The following is a 13,490-nucleotide window of genomic DNA, read 5'->3' as shown; positions in this document are numbered from 1 at the left end:
AAGATACGATGAACGCACCGCTTAACATTTCCATGCCGGTCGAAGCGTCTCAGGCGCCGAAGAGCTACAAGCTTCTGATCGACGGCAAACATGTCGATGCCCGGGACGGCCGCACGATCGAACGCAACAGTCCCGGCCACGGTTTTGCGGTTTCACGCTATGCGCAGGCGGGTGCTGCGGAAGTCGACGCTGCGGTGCAGGCAGCTCACAAGGCCTTCGAGGCCGGCGCATGGCCGCGCATGAAGGCGTCGGAACGCGCCGCGGTGCTGCTCAAAGCGGCCGATCTGATCGAGGGCCGACTGGAAGAGATTGCCAGGCTCGACGCGTTGGAATCCGGCAAGCCGATCGCACAGGCGCGCGGCGAGATCGGCGGCGCCGTCGACATCTGGCGCTATGCCGCTTCGCTTGCTCGCACGCTCCATGGCGAGAGCTATGCCAATCTCGGCGATGACATGCTGGGCGTGGTGCTGCGCGAGCCGATCGGCGTCGTCTCGATCATCACGCCGTGGAATTTTCCCTTCCTGATCGTCAGCCAGAAACTGCCCTTCGCGCTCGCCGCCGGCTGCACTGCCGTGGTCAAGCCGAGCGAGATGACCTCGGCGTCGACCTTCGTGCTCGGCGATATCCTGCTGCAGGCCGGCCTGCCGACGGGTGTCGTCAACATCCTCGCTGGCCTGGGTAGCGATGTCGGCGCGCCAATGGTCAGCCATCCGCTGGTTGAGATGGTGTCCTTCACCGGCTCGACCCGCGTCGGCAAGATGACCATGGCGGCGGCGTCCAGTTCGCTGAAGAAGGTGTCGATGGAGCTCGGCGGCAAGAACGGCCAGATCGTCTTTCCCGACGCCGATCTCGAAGCAGCGGCGGATGCCGCAGTCTTCGGCGGCTTCTTCAACGCCGGCGAATGCTGCAATGCCGGCAGTCGGCTGATCGTGCATGAGGCGATCGCGGACGACTTTCTCGGCGCAGTCAAGGCGCTGGCCGAGAGGGTGAAAGTCGGCGATCCGCTTGACGACCGCACCAAGGTCGGCGCGATGATCTCGGCCGACCATATGGCGAAGGTAGCCGGATATGTGAAGGCGGCCAAAACCGGCGGCGGCAGCGTCTTCAGCGGCGGCGGACAGCTCGCCTCCAACGCCGGCCAGTATCTCGATCCGACCATTGTCCGCAACGTTACCGAGGACATGGAAATCGCGCGCGAGGAAGTCTTCGGGCCGGTGCTGTCCGTGCTCACTTTTGAAACGATTGAAAGGGCATTGCACATCGCCAACAACACGCCCTATGGTCTGTCTGCGGGAGTGTGGAGCGCCAGCATCGACACATGTATGTCGGTGGCGCGCGGTGTGCGTTCGGGGACGGTTTGGGTGAATACGTTCATGGAGGGTTATCCCGAACTGCCCTTCGGCGGCTACAAGCAATCCGGTCTCGGACGCGAACTCGGCAAACGCGCCGTCGAGGACTATACCGAGGAAAAGACAATCCAGTTTCATCGCGGCCAGCGCACCGGATGGTGGCTCGGCTGAGTTGGGAGACCCCGGCGGTCACCCCGCCGGTTATGTGAATGCAACAAGGGAGGTAGTACATGTTGCGCAAACTGCTTATCGGAACGGCTCTTGCGACGAGCTTTGCGTTCTCGGCGCATGCCGCGGACGTCAAGGAAGTGCAGATGCTGCATTGGTGGACGTCGGGCGGCGAAGCGGCTGCTCTGAACGTGCTGAAGCAGGATCTGGCCAAGGAAGGCTATGCCTGGAAGGACGTGCCGGTGGCCGGCGGCGGCGGCGACGCCGCCATGACCGCTCTGAAGGCGATGGTCGCGGCCGGCAACTATCCGACTGCCTCGCAGATGCTGGGCTACACCGTGCTCGACTATGCCGCTGCTGGCGTCATGGGCGACCTCACCGAGACCGCCAAGAAGGAAGGCTGGGACAAGAGCGTTCCGGCCGCCCTGCAGAAGTTCTCCGTCTATGACGGCAAGTGGGTCGCGGCTCCGGTCAACGTCCACTCGGTCAACTGGCTGTGGATCAACAAGGCCGTGATGGACAAGATCGGCGGCACCGAGCCGAAGACCTTCGACGACTTCATCGCCCTGCTCGACAAGGCCAAGGCCGCTGGCGTCATCCCGCTGGCGCTCGGCGGCCAGAACTGGCAGGAAGCGACCATGTTCGACTCCGTCGTGCTGTCGACCGGCGGACCGGAATTCTACAAGAAGGCGATGAACGACCTCGATGAGGAGTCGCTCAAGTCCGACACGATGAAGAAGTCGTTCGACAACCTCGCCAAGCTCGTCACCTATGTCGACCCGAACTTCTCGGGCCGCGACTGGAACCTCGCCACCGCCATGGTCATCAAGGGCGATGCGCTAGTTCAGGTCATGGGCGACTGGGCCAAGGGCGAATTCCACGCCGCCAACAAGACGCCGGGCACGGACTTCCTCTGCTACCGCTTCCCGGGCACCGACGGCTCGGTGATCTACAACTCCGACATGTTCGGCATGTTCAACGTTCCGGACGACCGCAAGGCCGCCCAGGTCGCTCTGGCCACCGCCACCCTGTCGAAGAGCTTCCAGTCGGCTTTCAACGTCGTGAAGGGCTCGGTCCCCGCCCGCACCGACGTGCCGGACACCGACTTCGATGCTTGCGGCAAGAAGGGCATCGCCGACCTTAAGGCGGCTAACGAAGGCGGCAAGCTGTTCGGCTCGTTGGCCCAGGGCTACGGCGCGCCCCCGGCTGTCGCCAACGCCTACAAGGACGTCATCTCGAAGTTCGTCCATGGCCAGATCAAGACCTCGGACGAAGCCGTGACCGAATTGGTCAAGGCGATCGACGACGCCAAGTAAGGCGTTTTGCTGGAGCAATTCCAGGAAAAGTGCATAGCGGTTTTCCGTTCGGAATTGCATAAAACAAAACCACTCGAGTCTCCCCCGCTCCGGCGGGGGAGGTCTCCTGTCGAGACGATATACGGGATTGCTGCCTGGTGTGCGCCGCACGCTGGCTGGTCCCCAATAACCGGTACTGGATGAGCCGATGAGCACAGTCGCCGAAACCCAAATCAAGCTGACGCCGGAACATGACGCCCGTCCTGGCGCCTCCGTCCGCTCGCGATTGCAGGACCTGTTGCCGAAGATCGTCCTGGCGCCGAGCTTCGCGGCGACGATCGTCTTCGTCTATGGCTTCATCCTGTGGACGATCTATCTGTCGTTCACCAACTCCAAGACCTTCCCATCCTACGACATCACCGGCGCCCGCGCCTATCAGCGGCTGTGGCGCTGGACCTTCGAGAGCGACCCGCCGTCGAGCTGGTACACCTCGATCACCAACATGGGCATTTTCGGCTTCCTCTACATCCTGATCTGCCTGGCGCTCGGCCTGTTCCTGGCCATCCTGCTCGACCAGAAGATCCGCGGCGAAGGCATGCTGCGGCCGATCTATCTCTATCCGATGGCGCTCTCCTTCATCGTCACCGGCGTCGCCTGGAAATGGTTCCTCGACCCCGGCCTCGGTCTCGAGCAGACGCTACACCAATGGGGCTGGACGAGCTTCCATTTCGACTGGATCAAGAACAAGGATTTCGTCATCTACACGGTGGTGATCGCCGGCGTCTGGCAGGCTTCCGGCTTCATCATGGCGATGTTCCTGGCCGGGCTTCGCGGCATCGACGGTGAGATCATGAAGGCCGCGCAGATCGACGGCGCAACCACGTTCCAGCTCTACCGCCGCATCGTCATTCCGCTGCTCAGGCCGGTGTTCCTGTCGGCCTTCATCGTGCTCGCGCATCTGGCCATCAAGTCCTATGACCTTGTCGTGGCGCTGACCAGCGGCGGACCGGGCGGTTCGGCCTGGCTGCCCTCCAACTTCATGTATGAGTTCACCTTCAAGCGCAACGAGATGGCGGTGGGCTCGGCGAGCGCGGTGATCATGCTGATGACGCTGACCGCGATCATCGTGCCTTATCTCTATTCCGAGCTCAGGGAGAAGCCGCGATGAGCGCCGTCACCTCACCGGCCAGCCAGGCATCGAGCGGCGTCAGCGCCAGGACAATCAACCGCATCGTCATCTACGGACTGCTTGCGCTGTTCGCGCTGTTCTACCTGATGCCGCTCTTCGTCATGCTGGTCACCTCGTTCAAGACCATGGACGAGATCCAGAACGGCAACATGCTGGCGCTGCCGCAGTCGCCGACCATCGCGCCATGGTTCAAGGCCTGGGGCGAAACCTGCGTCGGTCTCACCTGCGCCGGGATCAAGGGCTACTTCTGGAACTCCATCAAGATGGTGGTGCCGGCGGTGCTGATCTCGACGCTGCTCGGCGCGCTCAACGGCTATGTGCTGACCAAATGGCGCTTCCGCGGCCATACGCTGGTCTTCGCGATGATGCTGTTCGCCTGCTTCATTCCGTTCCAGTCGGTACTCTTGCCGATGGCGACCATCCTCGGCAGCATCGGCCGCTTCGGCGCCAGCCTGCAGAACGCGACGGGGTTCAACTTCGGCCTCGGCAACTCGACGGTCAACCTGGTCTTCGTCCATGTGGTCTACGGCCTCGGCTTCACCACCCTGTTCTTCCGCAACTATTACGAGGCCTTCCCGACCGAACTGGTGAAGGCGGCGCAGGTCGACGGCGCCTCCTTCTTCCAGATTTTCCGTCGCATCATGCTGCCCAACTCGATGCCGATCTTCGTCGTCACCGTCATCTACCAGTTCACCAACATCTGGAACGACTTCCTGTTCGCTTCCGCTTACGCCGGCACCGGCGACGTGATGCCGATGACGGTGGCGCTCAACAATGTCGTCAACACCTCGACCGGCGTCGTCGAATACAACGTCAACATGGCGGCGGCGATGATTGCCGCGCTCCCCACCCTGATCGTCTATGTCGTCGCCGGCCGCTATTTCGTGCGCGGGCTGATGGCCGGCGCGGTCAAGGGCTGACCCTATTTTCTGAAGGAACGACCATGGCTTTTCTGGAAATTGATGGGCTGAAGAAGCGCTTCGGGAATGTCGAGATCCTGAAGGGCATCGATGTCGAGCTCGAAAAGGGCGGCTTCCTGGTGCTGGTCGGCCCGTCCGGCTGCGGCAAGTCCACCCTGCTCAACACCATTGCCGGGCTGGAAACCATCACCGAGGGCCAGATCCGCGTCGACGGCCGAGCGATCAACGATCTGCATCCCTCGAAGCGCGACATCGCCATGGTCTTCCAGAGCTACGCGCTCTATCCGAACATGACGGTTGCCGGAAACATCGCCTTCGGCATGGAGATGCGCGGCGTGCCGGCGGCGGAGCGCCAGGCGGCGATCGACAAGGTGGCAAAGATACTGCAGATCGGTCACCTGCTCAACCGCAAGCCCAGCCAGCTTTCCGGCGGCCAGCGCCAGCGCGTCGCCATGGGCCGGGCGCTGGTGCGCGACCCGAAACTCTTCCTGTTTGACGAGCCGCTTTCCAACCTCGACGCCAAGCTGCGCGTCGACATGCGCATCGAGATCAAGCGCCTGCACGCCACGACCGGCACCACGATCGTCTATGTCACCCACGACCAGATCGAGGCGATGACGCTGGCGACCAAGATCGCCGTGATGCGCGACGGCGAGGTACAGCAGTTCGGCACGCCGGCCGAAGTCTACAACAACCCCACCAATATCTTCGTCGCCGATTTCATGGGCTCGCCCGCGATGAACCTGATCCCGGCCAAGATCGGCGCCAATGGCAGCGGGCTTTCCGTTGTTCTCGATCGTGAGGCCCGCCAACCGATCACGCTGTCGCTGCCCGGCGCGCCGACCGGCCTTGCGGCCTTCAAGGACAAGCCGGTCATCTTCGGCGTGCGCCCGGAAGCGCTGACCGATCCAGAAGGCGCCGAGCGCAACGGATCCGAAATCGCCACCGCCGACTGCCACATCGAAGTGGTCGAGCCGGCGGGATCGGACACGTTCGCCGTCACCAATCTCGGCGGCAAGGGCGTGGTGGCGCGGCTGCGCGCCGACGCCAGGATCCAGCCCGGCACCAGCACGCCGCTGGCCTTCAATCTCAGCAAGGCGGTGTTCTTCGATCCGGCGACCGAGAAGCGCATTCTCTGATGCATGTCGCCCAAAAGTGGATCCGGTTTTGGGGCAGCGACATGCGTCAAGACAAAGATCTAAAGCGCGTGGTCCCGGTCAGTTCAAACACGACGCGCTTTAGACCATGACAAATCCGGATATCGTCATCATCGGCTCCGGCATCGGCGGCGCCACGATCGCCTCCGGCTTGGCCGGCAGCGGCGCCTCGATCCTGATCCTGGAACGCGGTGAACCGCTGCCCGCGACGCCGCATGCGCGCTCGACGCGCTCGATCTTCGTCGACGGGCATTACCGGCCGAAGGAGATGTGGCGCGAGGCCGGCGGCGCCGCGTTCAACCCCGGCAATTACTATTATGTCGGCGGCAACTCGAAATTTTTCGGCGCGGTGCTGATCCGCTACCGCAAGGAGGATTTCTCCGAGCTGGAGCATTTCGGCGGTGTCTCGCCGGCCTGGCCGTTTTCCTATGACGAGTTCGAACCCTGGTATTCGAAGGCCGAGCAGCTTTTCCGCGTGCGCGGCGCGCTCGGCGAGGATCCGACCGAGCCGTTCCATTCGATTCCTTATGCCTTCAAGCCGGTGCCCGACGAACCTTCGATCGCGCGTGCTCGCGCCGAGCTCAAAGGCCTCGGCCTGCATCCTGCCTCGCTGCCGCTCGGCGTCGACATCGAAGCCTGGCTGAAGGAGGGCAAGACCGGCTGGGATGCTTTTCCGAACACCGGGCAAGGCAAGGTCGACGCCCAGACCGGGCCTCTGGCGGCGGCGCTCAATGACAAGAACATCAAGCTCGAAACCGGCGCCCATGTCGACTGGCTCGAGGCCTCGCCGGACGGCAAATCGATTGCCGCCATTCATTACACGCAGAACGGCGCGCAAAGGACGCTCTCGCCGAAGCTGGTCATCCTATCGGCCGGCGCGATCAACTCCGCCGTCATCCTGCTGCGCTCGCCCTCGACAAACGGCAAAGGCCTCGCCAACAGTTCCGACCAGGTCGGCCGCAATTTCATGAACCACAATTCGAGCGCGATGCTGGCGATCGACCCGCGCCGCCGCAACGACGCCGTCTACCAGAAGACGCTGATGCTCAACGACTATTATCTGTCGGGCGGCAAGGGCGGCAAGCCGCTGGGCAATGTGCAACTGCTCGGCAAGATCGACGGCAACATGCTGCGGGCCAATGTGAAGCTGGCGCCAAGATTCGCGCTCGATTTCATGGCCGGCCACGCCGTCGACTGGTACCTGATGTGCGAGGACCTGCCCGATCCTGAAAGCCGCATCCTGGTCGACGGCAAGGAGATCGTCATGCAGTGGCGGCGCTCCAACATGCAGTCGCTGGAAGGCCTGACCACGGTGATGCGCGAAAACTTCCGCGCCTGCGGTTACCCGATCGTGCTGTCGCGCCCGTTCGACAAGCGCACGCCCTCGCACCAGTGCGGCACCGTGCGGATGGGCAACGACCCCGCGACGGCGCCACTCGATACGTTCTGTCGTGCTTACGACCATAAGAACCTGTTCGTCGTGGACGCCGGCTTCCTGCCGACCTCGGCGGCGGTCAATCCGGCGCTGTCGATCGCAGCCCAGGCGCTGCGCGTGGCAGACCATATCCGCAAGACGGAGTTCGCGGCATGACCCGCCCGGCAGCCATCGTCACCGGCGGCGCGCGCGGCATCGGCCTTGCCTGCGCCGAGGCGCTGGCCGATGCCGGCTTCGATATTCTTGTTGCCGACCTTGCGGACAAGCCGGCCGATGGACTTGCCGAAAGCATCGCCGCGCGCGGCGCGAAATTCGCCTATGCCAGCTGTGACATCGCTGATCTCGCTGGCCATCCAAAACTGGTCGCGGCGGCGGTGGACGCCTTCGGCAGCATCGATTGCCTCGTCAACAACGCCGGCATAGGCGCCGTCGTGCGCGGCGACCTTCTGGAATTGAAGCCTGATAATTTCGACCACGCGCTAAATATCAATCTGCGCGGCACGGTGTTCCTCAGCCAGGCCGTCGCCAAGGCGATGCTGGCGACACCCGCCAGCTTTGCGAGGTCGATCGTCACCATCACCTCGGTCAGCGCCACAATGGCCTCGCCGGAGCGCGCCGACTACTGCATCTCAAAGGCAGGGCTTTCGATGTGGGTGAAGAACCTGGCGCTGCGGCTCGCCGCGGAAAACATCGGGGTGTTCGAGGTGCGGCCGGGCATCATCCGCACCGACATGACGGCAGGCGTATCCGCCAAATATGACGCACTGATAGAAGGCGGGTTGGTGCCGGCCAACCGCTGGGGCGAGGGCGCCGATATCGGCGCTGTGGTGGCCGCACTTGCCAGCGGAAAATTCGGCTTTGCAACCGGATCGGTCATCGATGTCGACGGCGCGCTCTCCGTGCCTCGTCTGTGAGTGAGTGGAACCATGGCTGACTACATCATCGTTGGCGCCGGACCGGCCGGTTGCGTGCTGGCCAACCGACTGAGCGAGGAGCCGACCAATTCGGTGCTGCTGCTCGAAGCCGGCGGGAAGGATTGGCACCCGCTGATCCACATGCCGGCAGGCTTCGCCAAGATGACCAAGGGCATCGCTTCCTGGGGCTGGTCGACGGTGCCGCAGAAGCACATGAAGGACCGCGTCTTCTGGTACACCCAAGCCAAGGTTGTCGGCGGCGGCTCGTCGATCAACGCCCAGATCTACACGCGCGGCAACGCCCGCGACTATGACGCCTGGGAGAAGGAAGAGGGCTTGGCCGGCTGGGGCTATCGCGATGTGCTGCCCTATTTCAAGCGCGCCGAGAACAACCAGCGCTTCGCCAACGATTATCACGGCGACCAGGGGCCGCTCGGCGTTTCCAACCCGATCTCGCCGCTGCCGATCTGCGAGGCCTATTTCCGCGCCGGCCAGGAGATGGGAATCCCCTTCAATCCGGATTTCAACGGCGCCAGCCAGGAAGGCGTCGGCTATTACCAGCTCACCCAGAAGGACGCGCGGCGCTCCTCCGCCTCGGTCGCCTATCTGAAGCCTATCCGCGCCCGCAAGAACCTGACGGTCAGGACCGATGTACTCGTCACCCGCGTCGTCGTCGAGAAAGGCCGCGCCATCGGCGTCGAGATCGTCGACAAGCCGGGCGGAGAGAAGACGATCCTGCGCGCGGAACGCGAGGTGATCATCTCCTCCGGCGCCATCGGCTCGCCAAAGCTCTTGATGCAATCCGGCATTGGCCCGGCCGATCATCTGAAGTCGGTCGGCGTCACGCCGGTCCATGACCTGCCCGGCGTCGGCTCCAACATGCAGGACCATCTCGACCTGTTCGTGATCGCCGAATGCACCGGCGACCACACCTATGACAACTATGCTAAGCTGCACCGCACGATGTGGGCCGGCCTGCAATACGTGCTTTTGAAGAAGGGCCCTGTCGCATCCAGCCTGTTCGAGACCGGCGGCTTCTGGTACGCCGATCCGACCGCCGCCTCGCCCGACATCCAGTTCCATCTCGGTCTCGGCTCCGGCATCGAGGCTGGGGTCGAGAAGCTGAACAATCCCGGCGTGACGCTGAACTCCGCCTTCCTGCGCCCGCGCTCGCGCGGCACCGTGCGATTGAAGAGCGCCGATCCCGCCGATCATCCGCTGATCGACCCGAACTACTGGTCCGATTCCTACGATCGCGACATGTCGATCAAGGGACTGCGGCTGGCGCGGGAGATCATGCGGCAGAAGGCGCTGCAGCCTTTTGTGCTGCGCGAGGTGCTGCCCGGCCCTGCGCTGCAAAGCGACGCCGACCTCTTCGACTATGCCTGCCGCGCGTCCAAGACCGATCACCATCCCGTCGGCACCTGCCGCATGGGACATGATGCGATGGCTGTGGTGACGCCCGATCTCAGGCTGCGCGGCATCGACGGCCTGCGGGTCTGCGACGCGTCGGTGATGCCGCGTGTCCCCTCCTCCAACACCAATGCGCCGACCATCATGGTCGGCGAGAAGGGCGCCGATCTGATCCTCGGACGCGAGCCGCTGCCGCCGGCCGTGTTCAAGGGCAATAAGGCGGCTTGAGGGAAGAACAATGATCCGCCACTGCGTCTTTGTCCGCTTCGGCGACGGCACCTCCGCCGCCGAGCGCGCCGCGATTCACGCCGATCTCGAAGCGCTGCGCCCGGCCATCGACGGCATGGGCAAGGTTCATTTCAGCGCCAATGTCAGCCCGGAGCCGTTCGCGCGCGGTTTCGGCCATGGCTTTACCATCGATTTCCGCGATGCTGCCGCCCGCGACGCCTATTTGGCGCACGAGGCGCATCAGCGCGCCGGCGCTCGCCTGGTAGCCGCGCTCGAAGGGGGCACCGACGGGCTGATGGTCCTCGACTTGGAGTTTACGGAAATGTGACCGCCGGTTGATCGGAAACCGGCAAATGACCCGTTCTCTTTTGCACCGCATGGGACATATCGTTCCTTTCGCGGATGCAAAGGAGCAGCGATTTGAGTCTCACCTCGGAGCAGAAGAAAACCGTCGTCGCATCTTTCCTGGGCTGGACGCTCGACGCTTTTGATTTCTTCCTTCTGACATTCCTGCTCACCGATATCGCCGCTGAATTCCACACCGATGTCCCGGCGGTCTCCAAGGCGCTGTTCTTGACCTTGGCCACGCGATTCATCGGCGCGTTCCTGTTCGGCATGCTGGCCGACAGACATGGGCGCAAACCGCTGCTGATGCTCAACATCGTCAGCTATTCGGTGATCGGGGCGCTGGCCGCCTTCTCGCCCAATCTCGGCATATTCCTGGCCCTTCGGGCGCTGTTCGGCATCGCGATGGGCGGCGAGTGGGGCCTTGGCAGCTCGCTCGCCATGGAATCCATTCCGCCCAGCGCCCGCGGCATGGTTTCGGGCATACTGCAATGCGGCTATCCGGCGGGATATCTGCTGGCGGCAGTTGTCTATGGGCTGCTCTACGGCCAGACGATCGGCGATTTCACCTTCGGCTGGCGCGCCATGTTCCTGCTGAGCTTCGTACCGGCGCTGATCGTGCTCTTCATCCGCTCGCACGTGCCGGAATCGCCCGCCTTCGTCTCAGGCCGGGCGCAGGCGCGGCCGGGTCTTCTCGTAACGCTGCAGAAGCACTGGGGCATCGCGCTCTATGCCGTGGTGCTGATGATGTTCTTCAACTTCTTCAGCCATGGCACGCAGGACTTGTACCCGACCTTCCTGAAGAAGCAGCATGGCTTCGATCCGCACACGGTGAGCTGGATCACCATCGTCGCCAATATCGGCGCCATTGTCGGCGGCTTGGCGTTCGGCGCGCTGTCGGAAAAAATCGGCCGTGTAAACGCCATCACGCTCGCCTGCGTCATTGCTCTGCCGGCTATTCCGCTCTGGGCCTATACGACGACGCCGTTCATGCTGGCGCTCGGCGCCTTCATCATGCAGGTGGCGGTGCAAGGCGCCTGGGGCGTCATTCCGGTGCATCTCAACGAGCTATCGCCGGGCTCTGTACGGGCGACCTTGCCTGGCTTCATCTACCAGGCCGGCAATCTGGCGGCCTCCTATGGCGGCCCATATCAGGCCGGCATCGCCGAAGCGCCGGGAGGCAGCTATGGCTATGCGCTGGCATTGTTTGCCGGCGTGGTCGCCGTCTGCATCATCGTCGTCATCCGGTTCAGCCCCGAGAAGCGTGGCGAGGTCATGACCGTGATCGACCGGGAAGTCAGCCCAGTCTGAGCGCCACCACGCCCGCGACGATGCCCAGCGCCGCGGCGGCGCGCCATGCCGTCATCTTCTCGCCCAGCGCCAGCACCGAGATCAGCATGGCGAACAGGATCGAGGTCTCGCGCAGCGACGCGACCGAGGCGATCGGCGCCTTGGTCATCGCCCACATCACGATCCAGTAGGCGGCGCCGCTCAGCACGCCGGTGAAGAGGCCCGCCTTCCAGTCCCGCGCCAGCAGGGGCAGCGACTGCGGCCCGCGAAAGGCGATGCACAGCACCAGCGCCCAGAGGGCGTCGCAGACGAACAGCCAGGCCGCATAGCTTTGCGCGGTTGCCGCCAGCCGCGCGCCGCTGCCGTCCGACAGCGTGTAGCTGGCAATGAAGATCGATGTGCCGAGCGCGAAGCTGACGGCGCGCAGATTGAACCGTTCAAGATGCACACCGCCGCGAAACGACATGACCAGCGTGCCTGCCGACAGAAGCACGATGCCGAAGATGGAGAGTGGCGCCGGTATCTCTCCGAGCAGAACGATGCCGCCGAGCGCGGAGAGCAGCGGCGCGGTACCGCGCGCCAGCGGATAGGTCTGAGCGAAATCGCCGGCCTTGTAAGCGCCGATCAGAAACGTCCGGTAGCCCATATGGAAGAAGACCGAGGCGAGGATGAATGGCCAGACCTCGGCTTTCGGCACTTCAACGAAAGGCAGCGCCAGCAGCGCCGCAGCCCCCATGCCGAGCGTCATCAAGGTGATCGACAGGAAGCGGTCGAGGTGCACCTTGACCAGCGCGTTCCAGATCGCGTGCATGGCGGCCGCCGACAGCACCGCGAGGAAGACGAAAAGCGTCATGCCCGCCTCACCCGCCTGCAAGCCTAGCGGCGATGCCTGGGGTTTCCAGATCGATATCGACCCTGAGCGGGAAATGGTCGGAGGCCACTTCGCCGATATCGGCGCTCACGGAACGCACCCGCCCGGCCAGCACGCCGCCAACGAAGCAATGATCGAGCCGGCGTTTCGCCAGCTTGCCCTCGATGATCTTTTCATGCGTGTGGAAGTCCGCCACCGGCTTGGCGGCGACGGCTGCGGCATCGACGAACCCGTCGATATAGACGGCGCCGCGATGATAGGGCGTGCTGCCGACGATGCGCCGGTATTCCGCACTTCCCGGCTCCATGTTGAAATCGCCGAGCCAGATCGCCGCCAGCGGGTTTTCCGGCTCCGGCTCGCCATTCGCCCAGTTGCGCTGCGGCTCGTCATCGGCGCCGCTCCAGGGACCGCCATCGGACGGCGCGCGGCGCTGTTCGGCGAGCAGATAGTCGATCTGCTCCAGCCGCTCTTCGGCCGCGATATGGGCAAGATGCAGCGAGAAGACCCGCACGGATCCCGCCGGCGTCCGGATCATGCACTCCAGTGCGGCGGTGCGCGTGTTGAGGGGCTTGAGCGTGCGGCGCAGCGGCAGCGCATGCAGCCGCGACCAGACGATCGGCAGCTTCGACAGAAGCATCGTGCCGAACTGCCTGCGGCGGTTGACGATGCGCCCATCACGCTTTTCGCTGGCGTCCATGTCGAAGGCCGGACCGTAGACCCAGTGATAGTCGGGCAGCAGCCTGGACAGGATTTTCGGCTGGTCGTCGCCGTTGCTGCGCTGCCAGTGCCGCTCCACTTCCTGCAGGGCGATGATGTCGGCACCGTCGACGAGGCGCGTGGCGCGCGCCAGATCGTAGCGGCCGTCGCTGCCGTAGCCGTACTGGATGTTGTAGCTGACCAGCTTCATCGATTAACC

12 protein-coding genes are annotated in these 13,490 nt (G+C 63.8%); 10 read left to right on the top strand and 2 right to left on the bottom strand.

Translation table 11 applies throughout. The features are described 5' to 3' along the window. Positions 1–8 precede the first annotated feature (8 nt). The 10 genes from EJ078_RS19775 (at position 9) to EJ078_RS19730 (ending at position 11,724) form a co-directional block, all read left to right on the top strand. Positions 9–1,520, top strand: a complete 1,512-nt coding sequence (locus EJ078_RS19775) for an aldehyde dehydrogenase family protein (RefSeq protein ID WP_095777114.1) — start codon at positions 9–11, stop codon at positions 1,518–1,520. Between the two features lie 59 nt (positions 1,521–1,579). Then, entirely contained in the window at positions 1,580–2,833 is a 1,254-nt protein-coding gene (locus tag EJ078_RS19770) for an ABC transporter substrate-binding protein (protein WP_067002546.1), read from the top strand. A gap of 187 nt (positions 2,834–3,020) precedes the next feature. After that, positions 3,021–3,980 (top strand): sugar ABC transporter permease, encoded by a 960-nt coding sequence (locus EJ078_RS19765; protein WP_067002547.1) that lies wholly within the window; start codon positions 3,021–3,023, stop codon positions 3,978–3,980. Then, positions 3,977–4,921 carry a carbohydrate ABC transporter permease gene (locus EJ078_RS19760; protein WP_095800490.1) on the top strand — a complete coding sequence of 315 codons (945 nt, stop codon included), beginning with the start codon at positions 3,977–3,979 and terminating at the stop codon, positions 4,919–4,921. Before EJ078_RS19765 ends, EJ078_RS19760 begins: the two co-directional genes overlap by 4 nt. A 23-nt stretch (positions 4,922–4,944) precedes the next feature. Further along, entirely contained in the window at positions 4,945–6,060 is a 1,116-nt protein-coding gene (locus EJ078_RS19755) for an ABC transporter ATP-binding protein (RefSeq protein ID WP_067325879.1), read from the top strand. A 106-nt stretch (positions 6,061–6,166) separates the two neighbouring features. Continuing rightward, complete coding sequence (locus tag EJ078_RS19750) at positions 6,167–7,669, top strand: GMC family oxidoreductase (protein WP_127215739.1); 1,503 nt, start codon at positions 6,167–6,169, stop codon at positions 7,667–7,669. Continuing rightward, a complete protein-coding gene (locus tag EJ078_RS19745; RefSeq protein ID WP_127215740.1) occupies positions 7,666–8,427 on the top strand; it encodes a 3-ketoacyl-ACP reductase in 762 nt (253 codons plus the stop codon). Before EJ078_RS19750 ends, EJ078_RS19745 begins: the two co-directional genes overlap by 4 nt. A gap of 12 nt (positions 8,428–8,439) precedes the next feature. Next, positions 8,440–10,068, top strand: coding sequence for a choline dehydrogenase (locus EJ078_RS19740; protein WP_095823433.1), 1,629 nt, complete (start codon positions 8,440–8,442; stop codon positions 10,066–10,068). Between the two features lie 10 nt (positions 10,069–10,078). Then, on the top strand, positions 10,079–10,396 hold the full coding sequence (locus tag EJ078_RS19735; RefSeq protein WP_067002558.1) for a Dabb family protein: 318 nt from the start codon (positions 10,079–10,081) through the stop codon (positions 10,394–10,396). A gap of 92 nt (positions 10,397–10,488) precedes the next feature. Continuing rightward, complete coding sequence (locus EJ078_RS19730; protein ID WP_164750486.1) at positions 10,489–11,724, top strand: MFS transporter; 1,236 nt, start codon at positions 10,489–10,491, stop codon at positions 11,722–11,724. On the opposite strand, the gene EJ078_RS19725 is transcribed toward EJ078_RS19730, so the two are convergent. Further along, entirely contained in the window at positions 11,711–12,556 is an 846-nt protein-coding gene (locus tag EJ078_RS19725) for an EamA family transporter (protein WP_067002559.1), read from the bottom strand. The genes EJ078_RS19730 and EJ078_RS19725 overlap by 14 nt on opposite strands. Positions 12,557–12,563: 7 nt before the next feature. Then, positions 12,564–13,481, bottom strand: a complete 918-nt coding sequence (locus EJ078_RS19720) for an endonuclease/exonuclease/phosphatase family protein (protein ID WP_095823435.1) — start codon at positions 13,479–13,481, stop codon at positions 12,564–12,566. Positions 13,482–13,490 lie beyond the last annotated feature (9 nt).

The organism is Mesorhizobium sp. M1A.F.Ca.IN.022.06.1.1, from assembly GCF_003952605.1.
GTDB lineage: Bacteria > Pseudomonadota > Alphaproteobacteria > Rhizobiales > Rhizobiaceae > Mesorhizobium.
Note: the sequence above shows the minus strand (reverse complement) of the source record. Positions and strands in the feature narration are given on the sequence as shown.

What these genes read in the sequence shown, in the direction of transcription:
- EJ078_RS19775 (WP_095777114.1), top strand. Translation starts at nt 9, where the DNA reads ATGAACGCACCGCTTAACATTTCCATGCCGGTCGAAGCGTCTCAGGCG.
- EJ078_RS19770 (WP_067002546.1), top strand. Translation starts at nt 1,580, where the DNA reads ATGTTGCGCAAACTGCTTATCGGAACGGCTCTTGCGACGAGCTTTGCG.
- EJ078_RS19765 (WP_067002547.1), top strand. Translation starts at nt 3,021, where the DNA reads ATGAGCACAGTCGCCGAAACCCAAATCAAGCTGACGCCGGAACATGAC.
- EJ078_RS19760 (WP_095800490.1), top strand. Translation starts at nt 3,977, where the DNA reads ATGAGCGCCGTCACCTCACCGGCCAGCCAGGCATCGAGCGGCGTCAGC.
- EJ078_RS19755 (WP_067325879.1), top strand. Translation starts at nt 4,945, where the DNA reads ATGGCTTTTCTGGAAATTGATGGGCTGAAGAAGCGCTTCGGGAATGTC.
- EJ078_RS19750 (WP_127215739.1), top strand. Translation starts at nt 6,167, where the DNA reads ATGACAAATCCGGATATCGTCATCATCGGCTCCGGCATCGGCGGCGCC.
- EJ078_RS19745 (WP_127215740.1), top strand. Translation starts at nt 7,666, where the DNA reads ATGACCCGCCCGGCAGCCATCGTCACCGGCGGCGCGCGCGGCATCGGC.
- EJ078_RS19740 (WP_095823433.1), top strand. Translation starts at nt 8,440, where the DNA reads ATGGCTGACTACATCATCGTTGGCGCCGGACCGGCCGGTTGCGTGCTG.
- EJ078_RS19735 (WP_067002558.1), top strand. Translation starts at nt 10,079, where the DNA reads ATGATCCGCCACTGCGTCTTTGTCCGCTTCGGCGACGGCACCTCCGCC.
- EJ078_RS19725 (WP_067002559.1), bottom strand. Translation starts at nt 12,556, where the DNA reads ATGACGCTTTTCGTCTTCCTCGCGGTGCTGTCGGCGGCCGCCATGCAC.
- EJ078_RS19720 (WP_095823435.1), bottom strand. Translation starts at nt 13,481, where the DNA reads ATGAAGCTGGTCAGCTACAACATCCAGTACGGCTACGGCAGCGACGGC.